Here is a 21910-nt window from a genome sequence, read left to right as displayed (position 1 = left end):
ATGTCTGCTTCTCGTACCGTCCGCCGCATCGCCGCTACCGCTCTGGCAGCCGGCTCCGTCGTCGCCGCGGCGGCGATGCCGGCTGCCGCCGACAGCGACCACGGCCACGGCCACGGATACGGATACGGATACGGGCACGGCCGCCACGAGTCGTACTCCAACGTTGTCCTCGGCGACATCCAGTACGACAGTCCCGGCCGTGACGACTGGTCGAACCGGTCGCTGAACCGGGAGTGGGTCGAGGTCACCAACACCGGTCGCCGCGCGGTCGACCTGGACGGATGGTCGCTCACGGACCGGAGCGGCAACCTGTACCGCTTCGACGACCTGCGCCTGGCCGGCCGCGCCACGGTCCGGGTCCACACCGGGTTCGGCCGTGACACCCGTCGGGACGTCTACCAGGGCAGCCGGGACTACATCTGGAGCAACTACGCCGACAAGGCGACGCTGCGCGACAACCACGGCCGCACCGTGGACACCCACTCCTGGGGCTACCGCCGCTGACCCGCCTCCGCCCCTGACCGGGGGCGCACTTTCCGCCCCCGGGGTCCAACCCTTCTGGTCCGGCGTGCCATCACCCGCACAGGGCGGTGGCACGCCGCTCTCGTACGCCCGGGTCCCCGGCTTCCCACCACCCGGTACGGTGCATGGTCGCACCACCCGGGAAGAAAGCTGCAGGGCCCTGGTCTGAGGGCCCAGGGCCCAGGCGTACGCACCCCGAGGGATCGAAGATGCGCACGCCACAGGGCCCAACACCCGTAACGAGGGGAACGTCACGGGTGCCACGCCCCGAGTCCGGGAGCAGACGCCAAGCACCTGAAGGCGCTCCGAGCCGCCGGTGCCCTGAACGCACCATCGCGATGTCCTCGACAGAGACCGGCGAGCGGTGCGTGCGCTGCCTGCTTCGCGCGGTGAAGCTGGGAGGGTGAGTATCAGAAGCGTGCACCCGGTGAGTGCGGAGCAGATCTACGCGGCCCTCGTCGCCCTGGGGGCGGAACCAGTACTGGATCCGGACGTGTGGCCCCAGGGCCCGCAGGCCGAGGACCGGCTGCGACTGCTGGGCGCCCTGCTGGCCAAGACAGAACTGGAAATCACCGCCTCGACCGGCAGGGGCGGGCAACCGCTGGAGGACGTCGCCGAAGCGCTTCTCGGATGGACGGAGCAGGCAGGACCCGACTCACAGGTTTCGTCCATCGTGCTGGCGAACCGGTTGCAGCTCACCGCGGTGCAGCTCATGGGGGCCGAGGAGGCGGGGCCTCCTCAGCGGGCGGCGTCCTGGGCGGCCGTCGTGGCGGCTACGGACGCGCTCAGCGCCCAGCTCTATTTCGAGCGCGGTGACATTCGGGCCACCCGGCGAGCCCTCGACCGGACGGAGGCATCGGTCATCGCGATCCTGCAGGGCTTGCATGACCTCCGCGTCGCCATCGGCGATATCGAGGATTGAAGGAACTCGTGAGCCCGCTGGACCGCCGACCGTGTCGCTGACCTGCGAGAAGGTACGTCCGTGGAACTCGTGAGACCGTCTGCGCGGGCGCGCGGCGCTCTTGTCATCGGCGGTGGCACCGCGCGGTCGGGCCCGGGGCCCTGCGAGGTGTGGCGGCCGGCTTGCCCATGGCCAGGGAGAGGTCTCCCTGATGGTTTTGCTACCCGGCCGTGCCTGCACGCTTCGCGGCCCAGAAACGGCGGACAGCCCATCCGGCACCCAGCGCGGAGGCCGTCCAGACGATGACCTCGGCGAGAACAATCGCCGGGGTCAGGGTGAGGTGCGGTCGGGGCGGCAGGACGACCATCTGAACGGCGGCACCCACCGGCACTGTCAACGCGGCAAGCAGGCCGGTCAATCCAGGACGCCTGATGGCTGCACCCACCGCACCCAGGGCCAACCCGAGCGGCAGACCCACCACCCACCACCTGACCATGTCCGTGCCGGCCCCCCAGACGAGGGCGTCCGTCACGTAGTACGCCCCCGTGGCAGCGATCAGCGCCAGGGCCCCGACCAGCGCGCCCAAGGCCCGTGTCCCGGCCAGCCAGCCCATCGCCACCGCCAGCGCGGCCCAGGACCAGCCTGCGTCCATCAGCAGGCTGAGCACCTTGGCGGCGCCGGCCCAAACGGTCCCCGTGAGTGGGTCGCCGAGCCCCCCGTATGGGGAGGAAAGCGCGTTGACGAGCGAGGTGGCCGCCCCGAATCCCACCCCGACCGCGAGAGCGCTCAATATGATCTTCATGCCGGGAGAGTATCCAGCGTGTCCGGCAGCCTCTCGATCGGCGTGACGAACCGTGCAGGCAGAGCCCGTGCCGAGGCGAGCGGGGGTGCTCGGCGCACCCGAGGCACCCCGCCGCCCGCGCTGAAAGGGCACAAGCGCTGCCGGCCCATCCGGCACAGCGGCTCGGGCCCTCGGGCGGTTCGCACGCCGGCACCGTGCCGAACCGCCCGAGGCCCCGGCCTCCCGGCCGCAACCGGGCTCGGCCCGCTCCGGTCCCCTGTCCGGAGCGGGCCGACGCACCGGTCAGTCGGTGCCGAACTCCATCGCGGCGCGGTCCAGCAGCTCGTCGTCGCCGGAGACCTCGCCGCGGGAGGCGATGGCCTCGGCGCCGCCCTCCGGCATGGTGCCGATCAGGCCGGTCGCCGCCGCCTGGGCGGCGCCGATCAGCGCGGGGTGGGTCGTGCCGACGATGCCGAGGCCGGCGTACTGCTCGAGCTTGGCGCGCGAGTCGGCGATGTCGAGGTTGCGCATGGTGAGCTGGCCGATCCGGTCCACCGGGCCGAACGCCGAGTCCTCGGTGCGCTCCATCGAAAGCTTGTCCGGGTGGTAGCTGAACGCCGGGCCGGTGGTGTTCAGGATCGAGTAGTCCTCACCGCGCCGCAGTCGCAGGGTCACCTCGCCGGTGACTGCCGAGCCGACCCAGCGCTGCAGTGACTCGCGGACCATCAGCGCCTGCGGGTCCAGCCAGCGGCCCTCGTACATCAGCCGCCCGAGGCGCCGTCCCTCGTTGTAGTAGTGGGCGAGGGTGTCCTCATTGTGGATCGCGTTGACGAGGCGCTCGTACGCGGCGTGCAGCAGCGCCATGCCGGGTGCCTCGTAGATGCCGCGGCTCTTCGCCTCGATGATCCGGTTCTCGATCTGGTCCGACATGCCCAAGCCGTGGCGGCCGCCGATCGCGTTCGCCTCCATCACCAGGTCGACCGGGGAGGCGAACTCCTTGCCGTTGATCGTCACCGGGCGGCCCTGGTCGAAGCCGATCGTCACGTCTTCGGCGGCGATCTCGACGGAGGGATCCCAGAACCGCACGCCCATGATCGGTTCCACGGTCTCCACGCCGGTGTCGAGGTGCTCCAGCGTCTTGGCCTCGTGGGTGGCGCCCCAGATGTTGGCGTCGGTCGAGTACGCCTTCTCGGTGCTGTCGCGGTACGGCAGCCCGTGGGTGACCAGCCACTCCGACATCTCCTTGCGGCCGCCCAGCTCGGAGACGAAGTCGGCGTCGAGCCACGGCTTGTAGATGCGCAGGTGGGGGTTGGCGAGCAGGCCGTAACGGTAGAAACGCTCGATGTCGTTGCCCTTGAACGTCGAGCCGTCGCCCCAGATCTGTACGTCGTCCTCGAGCATCGCCCGGACCAGCAGGGTGCCGGTGACGGCGCGGCCGAGCGGCGTGGTGTTGAAGTAGGCGCGGCCGCCCGAGCGGATGTGGAACGCGCCGCAGGCGAGCGCGGCCAGGCCCTCCTCGACCAGCGCCTCCCGGCAGTCGACCAGGCGCGCGACCTCGGCACCGTAGGCCTTCGCACGGCCGGGCACCGAGGCGATGTCGGGCTCGTCGTACTGGCCGATGTCGGCGGTGTAGGTGCACGGGACGGCACCCTTGTCGCGCATCCACGCGACCGCGACGGAGGTGTCGAGGCCGCCCGAGAAGGCGATGCCGACGCGCTCGCCGGTGGGCAGGGAGGTGAGAACCTTAGACATGGGAAGAGTATGTATGCATCCGCATGATTATGCAAGGCGGCTTGCCGTGCGCGGCCGGCACCGCGTGCAGTGCCGCCGCTTCGTCCGGGACCCCGGAGCGGAGCCGGTGATCGCCCGCCGCGGCACGGAGCACGGCTGCGGTCCGGGCACCCGACGCCGGGTCGTGGAGCGTGTCTTCGCCCGCGTTTCGACGGTGTCCACTCGCAGCCCGCGCCACCGCTGAATCAACCATGCGATCACGCTGGACGTACGCGCAGGGACCAGGCCCGGGCGCGCAGGAACGTGCCCCCGGCCCCGGTCAGACCATCTGCTCCGGCTTCACGACGCGGTCGAACCGGTCCGCGGTGATGTAGCCGCTGGCGAGGGCGGCTTCGCGCAGTGTGGTGCCCTCGCGGTCGGCCTTGTGCGCGATGGCCGAGGCCCGGTCGTAGCCGAGTACCGGGGACAGGGCAGTGACCAGCATGAGGGAACGGCCCACGAACTCACCGATCCGGTTCCGGTCGAGGTCGATCCCCTCGATGCAGAACTCGCGGAGCTTGCCGCAGGCGTCGCCGAGAATCCTCGCCGAGTGCAGGAAGTTGTTGATGATGACGGGGCGCATCGCGTTCAGCTCGAAGTTGCCCTGCGTGCCGGCGAAAGCGACGGCCGAGTCGTCTCCCAGGACCTGGATGCAGACCATCACCATGGCCTCGCACTGTGTCGGATTCACCTTTCCGGGCATGATCGAGCTGCCCGGCTCGTTCGCCGGGAGAACGAGTTCGCCGAACCCGCAGCGCGGCCCGGAGGCCAGCCACCGGATGTCGTTGGCGATCTTCATCAGCGGTACGGCCGACGCCCGCAGGCCGGCCGAGGCCGCCACCATGGCGTCCAGTCCGCCCTGCGCGGCGAACTTGTTCGGCGCGGTCCGGAACGGCCGGCCGGTCAGCTCGGCGATCTGCGCCGCGATGGCCGTGCCGAAGCCGTCAGGGGCGTTGAGCCCGGTGCCGACGGCGGTGCCGCCCGCGGCCAGCTCGTACAGCCCGGGCAGTGTGGCGCGGACCCGCTCCAGCGCGTCGTCCAGCTGGTGCGTGTATCCCGACCATTCCTGGCCGACCGTCAGCGGGACCGCGTCCTCCAGGTGGGTCCGGCCGATCTTGACGACGTCGTGCCAGGCGCGGGCCTTGGCGTCAACGGCGTCCCGCAGTCGCCGCACCTGCGCGATCAGATGGTCTTCGATCTCGAGAACGGCGGCGATGTGCATGGCTGTGGGGAAGGTGTCGTTGGAGGACTGCCCCATGTTGACGTCGTCGTTGGGGTGGATCGGGCTCTTGGAACCGAGCTCCCCGCCGACGAGCTGGATGGCCCTGTTGCCGATCACCTCGTTGGTGTTCATGTTGGACTGGGTGCCGGAGCCGGTCTGCCATACGAAGAGCGGGAAGTGCTCATCGAGTTGACCGCCGCTCACCTCGTCCGCGACCCGGGCGATGAGGTCGGCCTTCCACCCGGGCAGCCTGCCCGCCCGGCCGTTCACCAGCGCCGCAGCCTTCTTGACGTAGCCGTACGCATGGTAGACGGCCTTCGGCATCCGGTCGTCGCCGATCGAGAAGTGCAGCAGCGACCGCTGGGTCTGGGCGCCCCAGTAGCGGTCGGCCGGCACCTCGACCTCGCCCATGGAGTCGGTCTCGCGGCGGGAGCCCGTCGCGGTCAGCCCCACCGGCAGGTCGAGGATACGAGGGGGAGTCTGCGGGTGTGCGCCAGAGGCTTCCTGGTGGCGCGCGGTCATGACGTGCCGCCGCCGTCGTGGTAGACCGGTTGCCACATCGCGTCCTGCACGGCCTGCACAGGGTCGTCGACGGCGGCGGTGGCGACCCCGTCGGTATGGGCCGCCTCGACCACGGCAACGGCCACAGCGGCCGAGGAGGCGCGCAGGTCGGCCACCGGGGGCAGCAGTGACGCCCCGGGCTCGCTGACGTCCACCTGTCGGGTGACGGCCTCGGCGGCGGCGAGCAGCATGCCGTCGGTGACCCGCTCGGCGCGGGACACGATGGCACCCAGCCCCAGGCCGGGGTAGAGAAGCGCGTTGTTGGCCTGGCCGATGGTGTGGGTGACACCCTCGTACTCCACGGGCTCCACCGGGATGCCGGTCGATACCAGCGCCTTCCCCCCGGACCAGGCGATGATGTCGGCGGGCATGGCCTCGATGCGCTCGGTCGGGTTGGAGAGCGGGAAGATGACCGGCCGCTCGGCCGCCTCGCTCATCGCCTCGACGACCTCACGGGTGAACGCGCCGTGCGCGGTCGAGGTGCCGATGAGGATGGACGGGCGCGCCTTGCGTACGGTGTCCAGCAGGGAAGGGGCACCGTGCGGGTCAAAGGCCCAGTCGGACACGTCCGCGGCGCGCCGGGCGTAGGGCTGCTGGTAGTCGCGCAGTCCGCTCATGTCGTCGGTGAGCAGGCCCTGTTTGTCGATGAGCCAGATCCTGCCGACGGCCTCGTCGAGGCTCGCACCGTCGCGCACCATCGCATCACGCAGTTGGTCGGCGATCCCGACGCCCGCGGTACCGGCACCGAACACCACCACCCGCTGCTCCCGCATCGGGACACCGGTGATGCGCAGCGCCGACAGGACAGCGCCGATCGTGATCGCTCCGGTGCCCTGCAAGTCGTCGTTGAAGATCCGCAGGCGGTCCTTGTACGTCTCCAGGATGCGGCGGGCGTTACCGGGCCCGAAGTCCTCGAAGTGCAGCAACGCGTGCGGGAAGTGCCGGGAGGCGGTCTCCAGGTAGGTGCGGATGAAGGCGTCGTACTCGGCGCCGCGACGCCGGGAGTGCCGGTTGCCGAGGTACAGCGGGTCGTTGAGCAGCGTCTCGTTGTCCGTTCCCACGTCGAGCGAGACCGGGATCACCCGGGTCGGATCCACCCCTGCGGCAGCCGTGTAGACCGCCAGCTTGCCGACCGAGATCTGAATGCCGCCCACACCCCAGTCGCCTATCCCGAGGATCTCCTCGGCGTCGGTGACCACGATCAGGTCGACGTCGTCCGGGCCCAGCCCGAGCCCTGCGAACGCCTCCTCCACCTCCTGCGGTTGGTCGATGGACAGGAACAGTCCCCGCGGCCGGCGGTACTCGTGGCTGTACCGCTCGATCGCCACCCCGACAGTGGGGTCGTAGACCACCGGAAGCAACTCCGTGAGGTGATCCATCAGAACTTTGAAGTACAGCGTCTCGTCGCTGTCGTGCAGCTCCTCCAGGAACACATTCTTCGCCAGGTCATCCGGCTGTGCCTGCAACTGCCGATGGGCCCGCTCGGCCTGCTCGTCCAGGCTCAGCACGGCCGCGGGGAGCCGCCCGGTGATACCCAGCGCCTTGCGCTGCGCCTGGGTGTAGGCGACGCCGCGATTCTGCGCCGGGTCGTCGAGAACACTGAGACCACGGCCGTGCTGCTGGTGCGTGCTCTGGGACATGGAACTCTCCAGCGGCTAGGTGCGCGCCCAGGCACGGGCGCCCTGCGCCTCCAGAACAAGCGTAGATACTCCAGCAGGCGATGGCGATCCGGCGGGCCAGGGGTGCGGTAACGGAAACGGCCACCGGTGATCACCGATTGGTGTGCGGTCGAACGAAGATCAGACGGTGGCCGCAGGCCATAGCGCAGATCCCGCCCGCCGGCTGGAGATGTTCGACGGCCTGATGGGCCCGATCGCGGGCCGCGAGAACGCCACCGGGACGTTCCTGGCCGCGGAGCGCGACCTCCTGACCGAAGTCTTCCCGAACGGAACGGTCGAGGAGCGCCATGTGGTCAGCCTGGCCGTTGCCACCCGCTGACACCGCACTTGTGCCTGATGACCTGTGGGAACGTACAGCGCCGCCAACTACGCTTCCCCGCTTGCCCGTTGCGAGGGTGGACGATTCTTGGCCGCGTAGCAGGCGGAGGGGGCGATGCTGAGGCCGTGCTCGGTGAGCACGGTGCAGATCGGCTCGACGCCGCCGAAGCGCTCCCGGTACTCGTCGATGAACGTCACGAGCGTGTGTTCGGCGGTCATGGATGGAGCGGCCGCATGCCACGGGCTCGCCTCTCACGGTGTCTGCATTTGCGGTAGGCGGTGATCATGCGCTGGTAGATGCCCCAGGTTGCCTCGACCTCGATGTGCCGCTCGATCTGCTTGTCGGTGAGCAGTTTGGCGCCGGTGTGCAGGGTCCGACGGGACTTGTAGAGCGGGTCGTCCTTACGGCCGCGGTGGCCATGGATCCGTTGCTGGACCCGGCGTCGGTACTGGTCGAGTGCGTTGCCAGCGAGCCGGACGACGTGGAAGGGATCCATCACTGCCGTCGCGGTCGGGAGCTCTTCGGCGGCTGCGGTCTTGAAGCCCGTGAAGCCGTCCATCGCGACGACCTCAACATGGCTGCGCCAGGCCTTGTCTTGGTCGGCGAGCCAGGTCTTGAAGACCTGCTTGGAGCGGCCTTCGACCATGTCCAACAGGCGTGCTGGGCCGGTGCCGGCCCGGACGCCGCTCAGGTCGATAATGACGGTGACGTACTTGTCGCCGCGGCGGGTGTGCCTCCAGACGTGCTCGTCGACCCCGATCACCGTGACGCCGTCGAACCTGGTCGGGTCGTTGATCAAGACGCGCTTGCCTTCAGCCAGGACGGCATCGTTGGCGGTGTTCCACGCGACCCCGAGCCCCTCGGCGACACGAGCCACGGTCAGGTGCTGACACACGATCGCTTCGAGGGCCCAGCGCAGCCCGCGGCGCGACAGCTTGGCCCGCGGCTCGGCCGCCCGGGTAGTGTCCTGGCGCCACACATGGCCGCAGCCGATGCACCGGTAGCGCCGGATCGTCACGACCAGGGTGGTGGGCCGCCAGCCCAGCGGCTCGTGCGCCAACCGCCTGGTCACGGTGTCGCGGGGTACGCCCTCGCAACCGCAGCGGCGGCACCACTGATCGGGTTCGACGACCCGGCAGGCCAAGACCGCTCGGTCGGGTACGAGGCGTTGGCCGGTCACTTCGAGCCCGAGCTCATCGAGCCGGCAGAACTTGGTCAGGTCAGGGCAAGCGAAGGCAGCGTCAGGCAAGTCGAGGTCTTCTGGATGGGCGGTGTGAGAACTTCCATCATCGGGAGACCTCGACGCCTACCCAGCCACCACCCCCGTGTCGGTCGAGGGCACGCCGCCGCTCGCATGCGCGCGATCAATAACTAGAGCGCGAGCATCGCCGCGGCGACCTCACCGGCGGCCGCATCGGGGATCGCGGCCGCGGCCTGTTCGAGAACCAGCAGCCGCGCACCGGGGATCTCGCGCGCGAGCGCCTCGCCATTGCCGACCGGAAAGAACCGGTTGTGACGACCGTGCACCACGAGCGCCGGGATCGCGAACTCGGGCAGGCGCTCACGCCACCGCGGCTTGCAGTCGAGCTTGGAGAACACCATGCCCATCTGGTTGGCCACCTGGACCGCGGGCTCCGTGCCCGGCGTGCGGTCGAAGACGCGCTCGGCGGTCGCGCGTGCCGCAGCGGGATCGTCGCCGAGGATCTCCGCTCTGGCGGCGGCGAACTCCGCCACGGCAGCGCGGTCGGACCAGTCGGGCGTCGGGAGCGCGAACCGTCGCTTCATGGCCGCCTTGTCGTGGTCGGGCAGATCGTTGTCGACCGGGCCGGGGGCGACGGGCCGCGTCCCGGCGAGGGTGAGCGCCGAGAACGCGTCCGGATGGTCGAGCGCGGCAACCTGGGCGACCATCCCGCCGACGCCGATGCCCGCTAGGTGCGCCGGCCGGTCGGCGAGTCCCCGGGCGAGCGCGGCCGCGTCGGCGGCGAGATCCCGGAGCGTGTACGCGGGCGCCTCGGGGTCGACGGTTGTCGACGCGCCGGAGTCGCGCAGGTCGTAGCGCACGACGTGACGTCCGCCGCGCGCGAGCGACTCGCAGAGCGCGTCGGGCCACGACAGCATGGTCGTGCCGCCCGCGAGCAGCATGAGGGGCGCCGCCGCATCGCCGAAGTGCTCGACCCCGAGCGTGACGCCTTCGGGTGTGCGGAACGAATGGACCGAAGAGTGCATCGTCAACCTCCCGGGCAGGTGCGTGACCGTGGCCACGCTACCCTGCATCGGCGACGCCGCCCCACGTCCGGCGCTACACCCTCAACTGCGAAGAGCCACTGACTTTCGCAAGCAACGAGGCACATTCGGTGACCATGACGGCCCCAGCGGTCGAGGACCGGCGAAGACCCGCAAGTCCTGCTTGCGAGCCGCGCGCACAGACGCGGCTGAACAGTGCCTTGACGTGGGAACGGCGCCGGACTCGACGCGTGCCACGATTGACTGGGCGAGGACTCGGATCTGCTGGGGCAGGTGATCGGCTACTTGTCGGCGCGGCAACTCATCGATGTGCAGCCGGTGCTTGTGGGCAATGGCGACGTTGGGGATGCCATCGGTGGCGGCCAACGCGACTTTGGTCAACACCGCGCTGTCCGGCTTCGCAACCGTCCCGATCACGAACTGACGCCCCGCCGCACGGCATCGATCGCCCCAGCCGCCGCAGCCGGGGCGATCCAGACCCTCGCGGGATCAGTGCGTCGCTGCACCAGAGCGTCAACGGGAGGTGCTGGGCAGCGCGGTCTGCGGCGGTGGGGACCGCCCCGGCGTCCGCTCAGCGAGCGGCGAGCAGCGTGAGCGTGTCGATCACGCGGTTCGAGAAGCCCCACTCGTTGTCGTACCAGGCGACCACCTTGACGTGACGGCCGTCGACGCGGGTGAGGGCCGAGTCGAAGATCGACGAGGCCGGATTGCCCGTGATGTCGGATGACACGAGCGGGTCGTCCGAGTACTCGAGTACGCCGGCCAGCGGCCCCTGCGCCGCAGCGCGGTATGCCGCCAGTACGTCGTCGCGCGTCACGTCGCGGGCAACGGTTGTATTGAGTTCGACGATCGAGCCCACCGGAACCGGCACGCGGATCGAGTCGCCCGACAGCTTGCCCTCGAGGTTCGGCAGCACGAGGCCGATCGCCTTGGCGGCGCCCGTCGTGGTCGGCACGATGTTGACAGCGGCGGCGCGGGCGCGACGGGCGTCGCGGTGCGGACCGTCCTGCAGGTTCTGCTCCTGCGTGTAGGCGTGCACCGTCGTCATGAAGCCGTGCTCGATGCCGGCGAGCTCGTCGAGTACCGCGGCCAGCGGCGCAAGTGCGTTGGTCGTGCACGAGGCGTTCGAGACGATCGTGTGCAGGGCCGGGTCGTACGCGTCGGTGTTGACCCCGTACGCGAGGGTGACATCGGCGCCGTCCGACGGTGCGCTGACGAGCACTTTCTTCGCGCCCGCGTCGAGGTGGGCGCGGGCGGCCGTGGCCGACGTGAATCGGCCGGTCGCCTCGAGCACGATGTCGACGCCGAGCTCGGCCCACGGCAGCTGCTTCGGTTCCCGCTCGGCAAGCACCGTGATGCGACGGCCGTCGACGACGAGGACGTTCCCGTCGACCGTCACCGGGCGACCCAGCCGGCCGGCCGTGGTGTCGTAGGCGAGCAGCCGCGCAAGAGTGGCGGGCTCCGTGAGGTCGTTGACGGCGACGACCTCGAGGTCGCTGTCGCGTGCGAGCAGTGCGCGCAGCACATTGCGTCCGATGCGGCCGAATCCGTTGATGGCGATGCGAGTCATGAGCGATGTCCCTTCTGTTCGCCATCAGGTTCGCGCCCGGAATCCGCCCGCGACAGCGGCGTGATCGCCATGGTTCAAAAGGATCTCGCCACGTGTGGGCGGGCTATTCGCCCTTGGTGAAGGTGCGCCGGTACTCGCTCGGCGTGGTGTCGAGGATGCGCTGGAAGTGCAACCGCAGATTCGCACCGGTGCCGAGACCGACGTCGGCGGCGATCTGCTCGACGCTCCGCTCTGAACGCTCGAGCAGCTCACGGGCCACGTCGATCCGGGCGCGCATGACCCACTGCATCGGCGTGTACCCCGTGTCTTCGACAAAGCGTCGCGAGAACGTGCGGGGCGACACCGTCGCATGCCGGGCGAGCGCCTCGAGGGTGAGGGGCTCGCCGAGCCGGTGCAGCGCCCACTCGCGGGTGGCGGCGAACCGCTCGCCGAGCGGCTCGGGCACGCTGCGCGGCACATACTGCGCCTGGCCGCCGCTGCGGTAGGGGGCCGCGACCAGGCGCCGGGCCGCGTAGTTCGACGCGGCAACCCCGAGGTCGCCGCGCAGAATGTGCAGGCACAGGTCGATGCCCGAGGCGGCGCCCGCCGACGTCAGCACGCTGCCCTCGTCGACGAACAGGACGTTCTCGTCGACCTGAACGAGCGGATGCTTCGCCACAAGCGCCCGCGTGTAATGCCAGTGGGTCGTGGCACGCTTGCCGTCGAGCAGGCCCGTGGCGGCGAGCGCGAACGCGCCCGTCGAGATGGCGGCGAGCCGCGCACCCCGATCGTGGGCGGCGATCAGCGCGTCAATGACGGCCTGCGGCGGGTCGTCGCGGTCCGGGAACCGGTAGCCGGGGACGAAGACGATGTCGGCCCACGCAAGCGCGTCGAGCCCGTGGGTGACGAAGTACGACAGGCCGTCGCCGCCGGTCACGAGGCCGGGTGCCGCGCCGCACACCCGCACCTCGTACGGCATGCTCGCGCGGGTCGTGAAAACCTGCGCAGGAATGCCGACATCGAGCGGCTTCGCACCCTCGAGCACAAGGACGGCGACGCGATGAAGGCGGGAGGCTGGCACGGGAAAGAGGGTACGCGTGGGTGTGGCTTCGATACGCCGGCTGCGTGGGCAGGGCAGATGAAATCGGCCCGGGCTGCCGTACGGTCAGCCAACCACCCGATGCTCAAAAACGCGTGACACGCACACTTACCGCGCAACTCCAATCACGCTTGGGCAGAAACTATGGGCCCCACCCGAACCGCTGTCAATGCCGCGCCCGACCCCATTTTCCCGCCGTCCGCCAGCTGGTCCGGCTTGCCTGTCGCCTCATCTGCGACCGACCCGCCCTCCACGAGTGCACACTCGTGCGTGAATACCGCCTTTTGCGAGCACGTGTAATCATGAATACCCGCGCCCTGCAGTCCAGGGCACCCAACGTGCTGCTTTGGAGGCTCCCTTGACGCTCGCAGCCATCGGCCCGATGCTCTCCGACGGCCGGGCGCACCACGGCCCTGTCGCCGCCTTCGACGCCCACACGTTCGAGCACCTGCAGGCGATCGTGGCGGGGGCGGAGCTGGCGGGCAGCGGTGTGATCATCCAGATCGGCGAGACGGCGGTGGACCATCACGGCGGGCAGCTCGCGCCACTCGCCCGGGCCGCCGCCGAGATGGCGCGCACCGCCACCGTGCCGGTCGGGCTCCACCTGACGAAGGTGCGCAGGACCGCACTCCTCGCCCAGGCGGCGCACTGCGGCTTCGGCTCGATCATGTACGACGCCGGTCATCTCTCCTACGCCAGAGCCGTCGCCGTGACTCGGGACGCGGTCTCGTGGGCGCACGAGCAGGGGCTCTGGGCGGAGGCGGAGTTGACGGACACCGGGGGCCGCGGGGGTCCGCGTGCCGCACGGACCGGCACGTCGCCCTGTCCACACGGAGCGCACCTCGCCCCCGGGATGGCCCAGGAGTTCGCTGACGCCACCGGCGCCGACGCACTTGTACTCAGCGGCGAAAGCCACCCCTTCGGCACCTGCACGGCGGATGACCACCGCTCGCTGCTCGCCGGGCTGCGGACAGCGGTGAACGTGCCTCTCGTCCTTCGGGAGCTGTCCGCGGCGAACGCGGCAGAACTGAGGGCAGCGGTCGTCGCGGGCGTGGCCAAGCTCGGCTTCGGGCGCGCTCTCGACCCCGCGATGACGCGGGCGCTGCGCGACAGGCTCGCGGCGGGTGGCACGCAGGACCCGGCCGACTACCTCGCTGCCGCCCGCCGGGCGATGGCGGACGTGGTCGCCCGCCTCATCCAGACCCTGGAGGGCCCGGACGCCGGGCCGAGCCCGTGCTCCCCGACTCTGTTGCTCAATTCGTCTGGGCTCGGGGACCGCTGATGCGCGAGGGCGATTTGCCCGGTTCTTGACGTTCTGGTGGTGAGACACGCGCACGGGAGGTGCTGACGAACCAGATGCTCAGGAATATGGAAGTGCGGACGGCGGCCCGGCTGACCGAGGCGCTTGGGACCCGTTGCCGCGTTGCAGGCCGTTAGCCTGTCGGTATGTCAGAGCGTGTCATGCCCGGCCGCACGGACGGCCTGATCACCCTGGGTGCTGCGGACGCTCTGTGGGTCGATTTGACGGCCGACAGTGCTGTGCCGACGGCTTCTGGGGCATTCACCTGCTCTCCTGCCCGTGCCCGGGTGGGGTACGTCCTGCTCGGCGGTCATGTGGTGGCGACGGTGAGGGCGAGCGGCGGTCAGTGGAGTGTTTTGGAGGTTGAGGTGCGCCGGGCGGCTGCGGAACTGAACGCGGTTGGGATGGATCGGCAGGACCTGGTCCGCATCGGTCCGTTTCGTGGGGCGCCGAGGCAGGAGTGCAACGAGGAAACGCCGCTGCGTTGGCGCCAGCGCATCACGGGGGAACTGCAGGAGCTGGGCGGCCCCGAGCGGGCAGCACGACGTGAAGTCGGCCGGCCGTACCATCTGGCGGGGATCGACTGGCGACAGATACTCGTGGAGCAGACCCGCGACGGGACGCAGCGCACGTGGTGGCTGCCGCGCGCTGTGGTCAGGCTGCTGGACGCGGCCGAGCACGCCGAAACGCAGTGGGTGCAAGCCGCGCGGACCCGCCAGGCAAGCGCAGCCGTCACCGAGCCGTCCTCCCGCCCCCGGCAGGCCCGAGCCGCCGGCGGTCGGCAGACGGCGAGCCCCGAGGGCCCCACCGCCTCACTGCGCCCGTACAACAAAGAGCTCGAAGGCCAGCTGTACTCGGTGCTCAGCAGGAAGCCCGGTACCTCCCGCAGGGTGGCTGGGTGGGCGTGCGCCGTCTGCCGCACTGCGCCCGCCACCGTGCTCGACCACTGCCACGAACACGGCTACGTCCGCGCCCCCGTCTGCCAGTCCTGCAACACACAAGAACGCCCCGACCACCTGTACAGCAACGACATCCGCGTGGCGAACCGCTACACACGCCTCTTCCACACCGACACCGACGACTGGCTCCGCCACTGGCACCGCTGCCCCGGCTGCCGCGCACGCACCACCCTGCCCCTGCCGCACCTCGCCGCATGGACCGCCCACATAGCCTGCCGATCGCTGCGCCCGACCCACCGCGCCCCCCGCGGGCGCAAGCCCTGCGGTGTCCTGCGCGTGTCCTGGACGGGCAGTCAGAAGGCGCCCCGTTCCTGCCTGCTCACGGTCGCCGTCGACTTCTGCCCCTCCGGCGAGCACCGTGTCCTGGCACGAGTCCCCTACCGCGAAGCCGCCGAGCGGTTTCGTGTCTGGTTGGCCGAGACGGCCCCTGCCGTGGCCGCCGCGGCCGGTCCTGACCGCCTGGACGGCCTCCCTGCCCAGTTCCGGCCAGTCATCGCGGACACCAGCGGCAAGGACCTAGAACTGTTTTGAGCGGGCACCGGGAGACCTGACACCCCACCGTCACCTCGCAGCTGCTGGCCCCCGACACGGTCACCCCGCACGCCCCAGCGAAATGCGCAGCAGAGTCGGCCACGCCGGCAAAGTTGCGCAGCCAGGTCGAGGAGAACCTGCGCCAACTCGGCCGCGATCACCTGGACGTGGTGAACCTGCGCGTGCCACCGAGTTGGCGGACCGGCTCGATCGGCGAGCACTTCGGCGCGTTGGCCGAGCTTCGCGATGCCGGGCTGATCCGCCACCTCGGCATCTCCAACGTCACGTCCGAGCAATTGGTCGAGGCCCGGGCCATCGCCCCGGTCGTCTGCGTGCAGAACCCTTACGGGATCGGTGCGTTGAGCGAGGACCGGGCGCCCCTGCGGATCTGCGGTGAACTCGACCTCGCCTTTGTCCCGTTCTTCGCGATCGCCGGCGCCGGGCGCGAAGCGGGTCCGGCTGCTGGTGACAGCGAGGCGGTGTGCGCCGTCGCCCGCGCGCACGGTGTGTCCGTCGCGCAGGTCCGGCTGGCCTGGACCTTGCAGCAGGGGCCGCACGTGCTGGCGATCCCGGGGACCAGTGATCCGGAACACCTCGCGCAGAACCTGGCGGCCGGCGCGGTGCGGCTCTCGGAGGAGGAGATGACACGCCTCACCTCACTGCGGCCGGCCGGCGCATAACGGACGTGCTCACCCTGGACGGGTGGTGGTTGGAGGGCAGCACCCACGCCGTCCACGCCTTCTGTGAGCCTGATCTGTGCCCCCACGACCGTCCGGAGCCCACCGTATGGCCAGGCAGCGAGGCGTACCTCGCGGGCCTTCCCGGCGACACAATCCTCGTCCGGCTCCACTGCCACGCCTGACCCGACCCCGAGGCAGCCCAGTTGGGTTCGCGTCGGCCGATGCCCGTCAAATCCGTGAAGGGGACGTGGCCTTCACTCCACGAAGTCGGCTGGCTGGTGGGGAACGCGTTGCGGTCGGCTTCCACGCTGCCGCCGTTTCGAATCCGCAGAAGATCAAGCAAGGCGGCAGGCGGAGTCACGCCGAGCACGCGTTCCGCGTTGCGCTCCAGGCATACGTCGGCTTCTCCGGAGGCCGCCGATCCCGAGGGGGACTCGCAACGGAGTCCTCGCAGCTCAGTGGCTGTGACTCAGCGCTGCATCGACCGCAACACCTGTGGTGCAAAGGCGTGTCAGCCGGCTCGCCCGGGACTCCAGGTAGCGTTGCTCGGCGATGCTGGCGGTGGACTTCGCGGCGCGCCGGTAGTGCTCGTACGCCCCGGCCGTGTCGCCGGTCTTCTCCAGCAGATGCGCCCGTACGGACAGCAGCCGGTGATGCCCGGCCATCCGCCCGTCACCGCCCAATGTGGACAGCAGGGCCAGCCCGGCCGGCGGGCCCTCGGTCTCGGCGAGCGCGATCGCCCGGTTGAGCGTGACCATCGGGTTGGGGGCGATCCGTTCCAGGATCAGGTAAAGGGCGTGCACCTGCGGCCAGTTGGTCTCCCCGGCCGTGGCCGCGTCGGCGTGCGTGGCGGCGATGGCGGCCTGCAGCCGGTAAGGCCCCAGCGCCGGGCCGGCCAGCGACGCCTTGACCAGCTCGAGGCCCTCGTCGATCAGATCGCGGTCCCACTTCGTACGGTCCTGCTCGTCCAGCGGCACCAGGTCGCCGGCCGCAGTCGTACGTGCCTCCCGGCGGGCGTGGGTCAGCAGCATCAGCGCGAGCAGCCCGGTCACCTCGCCGTCCTCGGGCAGCTGCGCGTGCACCATCCTGGCCAGCCGGATCGCCTCGTGCGCGAGGTCGGCGCGGTGCAGCTCGCTGCCCGAGGAGGCGGTGTAGCCCTCGTTGAAGATCAGGTAGAGCACGTGCAGGACGACCCGTAGCCGCTCCTCGCGCTCCGCGCCGACCGGCAGGCTGAACGAGCTGCCGGCAACCTTGATGCGCTGCTTGGCCCGGCTGATCCTGGCCGCCATCGTGGCCTCCGGCACCAGGAACGCGCGGGCGATCTCGGCAGTGGTCAGGCCGCCGACCGCCCGCAGCGTCAGGGCGATCTGGGAGGCCGCGGTCAGCGTCGGATGGCAGCACAGGAACAGCAGGACGAGCGTGTCGTCGGTGTCCGGTACGTCCTCGGGCACCACCTCGGTGGCCGTCGCCGACTCCCGCTCGCGGCGCGCGTGGTCACTGCGCATCTGGTCGATGAGCCGCCGGGACGCGACAGTCACCAGCCAGCCGCGCGGGTTGTCCGGCACTCCCTCGGCCGGCCACTGGACGGTGGCGGCCAGGACAGCCTCCTGTACGGCGTCCTCACACCCTTCGAACTGGGCGTGCCGACGTACCAACGTGGCGAGGACCTGCGGCGTGAGCTCACGCAGCAGGTCCTCGAAGTCCGGTGCTGTCATGCCTCCAATTGTCCGTCAGCGAACATCACCTGCCGCACCTCGATCCCCAGCCCCTCGATCGCGGCGTCCGGGATCTGCGCTGCCAGCTCGATCGCCCGATCCTTGTTCTCGCAGTCGATCAGGTAGAAGCCGCCCAGGTACTCCTTGGACTCCAGGAAAGGGCCGTCGGTCACCACCGGCTGGCCGCCTCGTACGGACACCACAGCGGCCTGTGACGGGTCGACCAGCGCCTGCGTGGTGATCAGCTCGCCGGACGTCTTCAGTGCCTCGATGAACGTGCCGTGGCCGCCGCCGATCGCCGCCTTCTCCTTGTCGGTCAGCGCATCGATCACGGCCGGGTTGATATGCATGCTGATCAGGAACTTCATTTCGTGCTCCTCGTGGTTCGCGAGCCCCGGCTGGGCCCTTCGACCGGTTGGTCGGAGCCGCCGCCGTCGTCTTGACATCCTCCGCCAGAAAGTTCGCATGAGTTTTTCGCCGTCGCATCGCCCGGACCGTGCGGTCGCCATCTCTGGTGACGCCCCACCGTGGCAGACGCGAGAGATTTCCGTCCGTACCGATGTCAAGAAGCTCTCGACCGCTCCGACCAACCGGCGAAACGTCGAGAGAACAGGGAGTTTCGGATATGCGAGTCAACCGGGCATGGCTGGGACTGGTCGTCCTCATGCTGCCGACACTGCTCGTCGCGATGGACATGACGGCGTTGCTCCTCGCGCTCCCACGGCTGAGCGCCGACCTGGGTGCCACCAACGTCCAGCAGCTGTGGATCAGTGACAGCTACGGACTCATGGTGGCCGGCCTGGTCATCACGATGGGTACGCTCGGCGACCGGATCGGCCGCCGACGGCTGCTGATGATCGGCGGAGCGGCGTTCGCGGTGCTGTCGGTCGTGGCCGCCTTCGCGGTCAGCCCACTGATGCTGATCGTCGCGCGTGCGCTGCTGGGCGTCGCCGGCGCGACCCTGGCGCCGTCCACACTTGCCTTGATCACCAACATGTTCCGCGACGAACGGCAGCGCGGGCAGGCCATCGCGATCTGGGCGACCTGCCAGTTCACCGGCGGCGCGCTCGGACCCGTACTCGCCGGATGCCTGCTCCAGTACTTCTGGTGGGGATCGGTGTTCCTGGCCGCCGTGCCGGCGATGGCGTTGCTGCTGCTCGCCGGGCCGGTCCTGCTGCCGGAGTTCCGCAGCGGCCAGGCCGGCCGGCTGGACCTGGCCGGCGTCGGGCTGTCGCTCGTGGCGGTGCTCTTGATGGTCTACGGCATCAAGCAGCTGACCGTCGAGAGCGTGCCAGTCGTGCCGGCGGTGGCCCTGTTCGTCGGCGCAGCCATCGGATTCCTGTTCGTACGCCGGCAACTGCGGCTGGAGCAGCCGCTGCTGGACCTGCGGCTGCTGCGCAACCGCCCGTTCACGGCCGTACTCGTCGCGCTGGTCTTCGCCGGAATCGCCATGGCTGGTACGGGCCTGCTGGTGACCCAGTACCTGCAGAGCGTGCTGGGCTTCTCGCCGGTCGCGTCGGCGGTGCTGTTCGCACCCATGGGCCTGGGCGTGGCGGTCGGCACCATGGCCGCGCCGGCGCTGGCCCGGCGGATGAAGCAGACGACCGCGATCGCCGGCGGGCTGGTGGGGTCGGCGCTGGGCAGCCTGCTGCTGGTCGGCGTCGACGCTGCGAGCGCCCTGCCACCGGTGATGATCGGCATCGCCGTACTGGCGCTGGGCACCGGCCCGCTGTTCGCGCTGGGCACCGGGCTGGTCGTCGGGTCCGTACCGCCGGAGCGCGCGGGCTCGGCGGCGTCGATGTCGGAGACCGGCAACTACTTCGGCGGTTCGCTCGGCTTCGCGCTGCTCGGCGTGGTGGCCGCAGTGGTCTACCGCAGCCGGATGGACGGCACGTCCGACTCGCTGGCCGGCGCGGTCGCCGCCAGCCAGCACCTTCCCGCCGGCCAGGGCGCGGAACTGCTGCACACCGCGCGGGATGCGTTCACCGCCAGCCTGCACGTCACCGGCGTCGTCGCCGCGGTCATCTTCGCCGGGCTGGCCGTACTGATCCTGACCATGCGCCCGGCAACCCGGACCACCCCGGCCGCACTTCCCGACTACGAGGCGACTCGCTCATAGAACCCTGCCGAGGCCGACGCGGGTGCGGGGGAGCAGTGGTCATGCGGGTGCTCCCCGTGTGTCGGGGCGGGACCATCCCTCTTCTTCGGAGGGAATCCGATCCTGGGCCCGGAGGCGCGGAGCACCGGAGTTCTCTGCCCCTCCGTCGTGACGGTCAGGTGGGCCGTTTCTGGTTCTCGATGTAGTCCTTCACCTCCTGGAGTGGTGCGCCGCCGCATGATCCGGCGAAGTAGGAGCCGGACCAGAAGCGGCCGTGCGTGGTTGCGCGGCCAGCGCGGCCGGTGAACTCGGCGCGCAGGTACCGCGAGCTGACGCCCTTGAGGCTGTTGACCAGGTTGGCAAGGGCGACTTTCGGCGGGTAGTGCACGAGCAGGTGCACGTGGTCTTCTGTGCCGTTGAACCCGACCAGGTCCGCCCCGAAATCGGTACAGACGTTCCCACATCCGCCGCATCCCCGACACCGCCGTGGCCGTCGTGGACAACGAAGGCAAGGAGATCCACTTCACCGCCAACGCGGCGAAGACCGCCTGGATCCCGGAGCCGGGCGCGGAGAGCCTGACCCTCACCGGCAGCGTCACCGGATCGTTCACACTGGACGACCGAGTGGTCCGGCCTCGGCCCGGACCCCCGGCCCCTCTGCCCAGACCCCCGGCATGTGCGATACGTACTCGCTCAGCACTTTCCCTGCCGGACGGGTCGGTATGAGGAGCCGATCCGGTACTCACCGGCCGCCGACACCTTCAGCCGTGTCCACTCGCCCGCCCGTTCCAGACATCCGGTGTCGGTCTGCAGCCAGGGAGAGTAGGCGATGCGCAGGATCACCGACCCGCGCTCGCGGGCCCGCACGACGATGCCGGCTCCGTCGCTGCTGACGACGGACGAACCGGCACCCGACACCATGGGCACCGTGTCCTCGACCTGATAGACGCGCCAATGGGTGTCCCGCCACACGGGCTTCAGCCAGGTCGGCTCGTCGCGGACGAGTGCGGCCTCGTCCTTCGCGGCCCAGTCCGGGGCGCCTTCCGGAAGGACGACGTATCCCACCGCCCAATGGTCAAGCCAGGAACGGTAGTTCTCGGCGGAGAAGGCACCGTCGTAGAAGAGCGCTCCGCGCTCCACGTCGAGCTGGCGATTCCAGCCACGGGCCAGGTTGACGTGCGGGCCGATGATGGTGGTCTCCCGGTGGTTGATGGCAGGCACCACTTCGACGCGCGTGCGGTCGGCGCCCAGCCGGTCGAGAGCGGCCACCACGCCATTCGCCTCAATAGCCCATGCGGGAACAGGAGTTGACATCTCCAGTACATGGACGACGTGCTGTGTGACCCACTGCAGGGACAGTGCCAGCGCCGCACCGAAAGCGATCCTGCGCGCCACCTGTACGCCGTGGGCCAACAGCGCGGCAAGTAGGACGGGGGGTCCGAACAACTCGGCGAGACGGATGACGTTGGAGCCCACCGGCGACGGAATGAGGACGGTCAGCACAACCCCGACCGCGTAGACCCCCGCGCCGTAGCGCAGCACTCGCCACTCTTGTGGCGCCAGCGCAACGAGCAGCAGGCTGAAGAGAACAGGCTTCCAGACATCGCTCGTCGTCATCGGCATCTCGCCGCTGAGGGGAAACAGCAGGGTGGTGAGTCCGACCACGACCGCAGGCGGGACACACAGCACAGCGGCTCTGCGCCGGTCCCGCTCCAGCAGCCGGCCTGCACCCACGACCAGGAGGAAGAGTCCGGCAACTGGACTGGCCATGGTGGCCAACGCACCGAAGGCACCGGCTGGGACCAGGCGGCGCGAACCCCCTGCAAGCACCAGACACGACACCAGGGCGAGGGCTACGCCCAGAGCGAAGGTGGAGCGCCCGCAGGGAGTAATCGTCAATACCTGTGGATCGAAGGTGGCATGGCAGGCGTCCGGTCCGCAGGGGAAATCGAGGTGCGTGCGGCCTCCGGCGCTGTCAAG

The 21910-nt window shown here is 70.0% G+C and carries 17 protein-coding genes and 3 pseudogenes; 7 read left to right on the top strand and 13 right to left on the bottom strand.

What is annotated here, in order from left to right; all coding sequences use genetic code 11:
• Both ACGFSA_RS32170 and ACGFSA_RS32165 read left to right on the top strand, forming a co-directional pair.
• Nucleotides 1-504 carry a lamin tail domain-containing protein gene (locus tag ACGFSA_RS32170; RefSeq protein ID WP_393309566.1) on the top strand — a complete coding sequence of 168 codons (504 nt, stop codon included), beginning with the start codon at nt 1-3 and terminating at the stop codon, nt 502-504.
• A 421-nt stretch (nt 505-925) separates the two neighbouring features.
• Nucleotides 926-1444, top strand: coding sequence for a hypothetical protein (locus ACGFSA_RS32165; RefSeq protein ID WP_393309565.1), 519 nt, complete (start codon nt 926-928; stop codon nt 1442-1444).
• Nucleotides 1445-1643: 199 nt separating this feature from the next.
• Here the strand turns inward: ACGFSA_RS32165 and ACGFSA_RS32160 are convergent, their stop codons facing one another.
• From ACGFSA_RS32160 to ACGFSA_RS32145, 4 genes are all read right to left on the bottom strand, one after another.
• Nucleotides 1644-2225, bottom strand: a complete 582-nt coding sequence (locus ACGFSA_RS32160; protein WP_393309564.1) for a hypothetical protein — start codon at nt 2223-2225, stop codon at nt 1644-1646.
• 282 nt (nt 2226-2507) lie between these two features.
• Nucleotides 2508-3956 (bottom strand): argininosuccinate synthase, encoded by a 1449-nt coding sequence (gene argG, locus ACGFSA_RS32155; protein ID WP_393309563.1) that lies wholly within the window; start codon nt 3954-3956, stop codon nt 2508-2510.
• Nucleotides 3957-4254: 298 nt separating this feature from the next.
• Nucleotides 4255-5718, bottom strand: coding sequence for a class II fumarate hydratase (gene fumC, locus ACGFSA_RS32150; protein ID WP_393309562.1), 1464 nt, complete (start codon nt 5716-5718; stop codon nt 4255-4257).
• Nucleotides 5715-7397 carry an NAD-dependent malic enzyme gene (locus ACGFSA_RS32145; protein WP_393309561.1) on the bottom strand — a complete coding sequence of 561 codons (1683 nt, stop codon included), beginning with the start codon at nt 7395-7397 and terminating at the stop codon, nt 5715-5717. Before ACGFSA_RS32145 ends, fumC begins: the two co-directional genes overlap by 4 nt.
• Before the next feature lie 166 nt (nt 7398-7563).
• On the opposite strand from ACGFSA_RS32145, the gene ACGFSA_RS32140 reads away from it, so the two are divergent.
• Nucleotides 7564-7755, top strand: a complete 192-nt coding sequence (locus tag ACGFSA_RS32140) for a hypothetical protein (protein ID WP_393309560.1) — start codon at nt 7564-7566, stop codon at nt 7753-7755.
• A 47-nt stretch (nt 7756-7802) separates the two neighbouring features.
• On the opposite strand, the gene ACGFSA_RS32135 is transcribed toward ACGFSA_RS32140, so the two are convergent.
• From ACGFSA_RS32135 to ACGFSA_RS32115, 5 genes and pseudogenes are all read right to left on the bottom strand, one after another.
• The gene (locus ACGFSA_RS32135; protein WP_393309559.1) at nt 7803-7973 is read right to left on the bottom strand and encodes a hypothetical protein; all 171 of its coding nucleotides are present in this window, start codon (nt 7971-7973) and stop codon (nt 7803-7805) included.
• 26 nt (nt 7974-7999) lie between these two features.
• Nucleotides 8000-9004, bottom strand: a pseudogene (locus ACGFSA_RS32130) (ISL3 family transposase); the annotation flags it as partial.
• A gap of 122 nt (nt 9005-9126) precedes the next feature.
• Complete coding sequence (locus ACGFSA_RS32125; RefSeq protein ID WP_393309558.1) at nt 9127-9981, bottom strand: alpha/beta fold hydrolase; 855 nt, start codon at nt 9979-9981, stop codon at nt 9127-9129.
• 589 nt (nt 9982-10570) lie between these two features.
• The gene (gene gap, locus ACGFSA_RS32120; protein WP_393309557.1) at nt 10571-11569 is read right to left on the bottom strand and encodes a type I glyceraldehyde-3-phosphate dehydrogenase; all 999 of its coding nucleotides are present in this window, start codon (nt 11567-11569) and stop codon (nt 10571-10573) included.
• Nucleotides 11570-11672: 103 nt separating this feature from the next.
• Complete coding sequence (locus tag ACGFSA_RS32115) at nt 11673-12629, bottom strand: GlxA family transcriptional regulator (protein ID WP_393309556.1); 957 nt, start codon at nt 12627-12629, stop codon at nt 11673-11675.
• Between the two features lie 376 nt (nt 12630-13005).
• Here ACGFSA_RS32115 and ACGFSA_RS32110 point away from each other — a divergent pair, with 376 nt between their 5' ends.
• The 3 genes and pseudogenes from ACGFSA_RS32110 to ACGFSA_RS32100 all read left to right on the top strand — a co-directional run.
• Nucleotides 13006-13929 (top strand): class II fructose-bisphosphate aldolase, encoded by a 924-nt coding sequence (locus tag ACGFSA_RS32110; protein ID WP_393309555.1) that lies wholly within the window; start codon nt 13006-13008, stop codon nt 13927-13929.
• 164 nt (nt 13930-14093) lie between these two features.
• Nucleotides 14094-15437, top strand: coding sequence for an endonuclease domain-containing protein (locus ACGFSA_RS32105; protein WP_393309554.1), 1344 nt, complete (start codon nt 14094-14096; stop codon nt 15435-15437).
• Between the two features lie 98 nt (nt 15438-15535).
• Nucleotides 15536-16117 (top strand): annotated as a pseudogene (locus ACGFSA_RS32100) (aldo/keto reductase); the annotation flags it as partial.
• A 455-nt stretch (nt 16118-16572) separates the two neighbouring features.
• Here ACGFSA_RS32100 and ACGFSA_RS32095 read toward each other — a convergent pair.
• Together ACGFSA_RS32095 and ACGFSA_RS32090 are read right to left on the bottom strand one after the other, a co-directional pair.
• Complete coding sequence (locus ACGFSA_RS32095; RefSeq protein WP_393309553.1) at nt 16573-17832, bottom strand: RNA polymerase sigma factor; 1260 nt, start codon at nt 17830-17832, stop codon at nt 16573-16575.
• Nucleotides 17829-18200 (bottom strand): YciI family protein, encoded by a 372-nt coding sequence (locus tag ACGFSA_RS32090; RefSeq protein WP_393309552.1) that lies wholly within the window; start codon nt 18198-18200, stop codon nt 17829-17831. Before ACGFSA_RS32090 ends, ACGFSA_RS32095 begins: the two co-directional genes overlap by 4 nt.
• 257 nt (nt 18201-18457) lie before the next feature.
• Here ACGFSA_RS32090 and ACGFSA_RS32085 point away from each other — a divergent pair, with 257 nt between their 5' ends.
• Entirely contained in the window at nt 18458-19951 is a 1494-nt protein-coding gene (locus ACGFSA_RS32085) for an MFS transporter (RefSeq protein ID WP_393309551.1), read from the top strand.
• A 154-nt stretch (nt 19952-20105) separates the two neighbouring features.
• Here the strand turns inward: ACGFSA_RS32085 and tnpA are convergent.
• Both tnpA and ACGFSA_RS32075 read right to left on the bottom strand, forming a co-directional pair.
• Nucleotides 20106-20384 (bottom strand): annotated as a pseudogene (gene tnpA / locus ACGFSA_RS32080) (IS200/IS605 family transposase); the annotation flags it as partial.
• Between the two features lie 239 nt (nt 20385-20623).
• Nucleotides 20624-21700 carry a hypothetical protein gene (locus ACGFSA_RS32075; protein WP_393309550.1) on the bottom strand — a complete coding sequence of 359 codons (1077 nt, stop codon included), beginning with the start codon at nt 21698-21700 and terminating at the stop codon, nt 20624-20626.
• Between the last annotated feature and the right edge of the window lie 210 nt (nt 21701-21910).

The sequence above is a fragment of the Streptomyces sp. NPDC048496 genome (assembly GCF_043200055.1).
GTDB lineage: Bacteria > Actinomycetota > Actinomycetes > Streptomycetales > Streptomycetaceae > Streptomyces.
Note: the sequence above shows the minus strand (reverse complement) of the source record. Positions and strands in the feature narration are given on the sequence as shown.

Excerpts from the sequence above, each read along its gene's own strand:
- ACGFSA_RS32170 (WP_393309566.1), top strand. The coding sequence starts at position 1 with ATGTCTGCTTCTCGTACCGTCCGCCGCATCGCCGCTACCGCTCTGGCA.
- ACGFSA_RS32160 (WP_393309564.1), bottom strand. The coding sequence starts at position 2,225 with ATGAAGATCATATTGAGCGCTCTCGCGGTCGGGGTGGGATTCGGGGCG.
- argG (WP_393309563.1), bottom strand. The coding sequence starts at position 3,956 with ATGTCTAAGGTTCTCACCTCCCTGCCCACCGGCGAGCGCGTCGGCATC.
- fumC (WP_393309562.1), bottom strand. The coding sequence starts at position 5,718 with ATGACCGCGCGCCACCAGGAAGCCTCTGGCGCACACCCGCAGACTCCC.
- ACGFSA_RS32145 (WP_393309561.1), bottom strand. The coding sequence starts at position 7,397 with ATGTCCCAGAGCACGCACCAGCAGCACGGCCGTGGTCTCAGTGTTCTC.
- ACGFSA_RS32135 (WP_393309559.1), bottom strand. The coding sequence starts at position 7,973 with ATGACCGCCGAACACACGCTCGTGACGTTCATCGACGAGTACCGGGAG.
- ACGFSA_RS32125 (WP_393309558.1), bottom strand. The coding sequence starts at position 9,981 with ATGCACTCTTCGGTCCATTCGTTCCGCACACCCGAAGGCGTCACGCTC.
- gap (WP_393309557.1), bottom strand. The coding sequence starts at position 11,569 with ATGACTCGCATCGCCATCAACGGATTCGGCCGCATCGGACGCAATGTG.
- ACGFSA_RS32105 (WP_393309554.1), top strand. The coding sequence starts at position 14,094 with ATGTCAGAGCGTGTCATGCCCGGCCGCACGGACGGCCTGATCACCCTG.
- ACGFSA_RS32095 (WP_393309553.1), bottom strand. The coding sequence starts at position 17,832 with ATGACAGCACCGGACTTCGAGGACCTGCTGCGTGAGCTCACGCCGCAG.
- ACGFSA_RS32090 (WP_393309552.1), bottom strand. The coding sequence starts at position 18,200 with ATGAAGTTCCTGATCAGCATGCATATCAACCCGGCCGTGATCGATGCG.
- ACGFSA_RS32085 (WP_393309551.1), top strand. The coding sequence starts at position 18,458 with ATGCGAGTCAACCGGGCATGGCTGGGACTGGTCGTCCTCATGCTGCCG.
- ACGFSA_RS32075 (WP_393309550.1), bottom strand. The coding sequence starts at position 21,700 with ATGGCCAGTCCAGTTGCCGGACTCTTCCTCCTGGTCGTGGGTGCAGGC.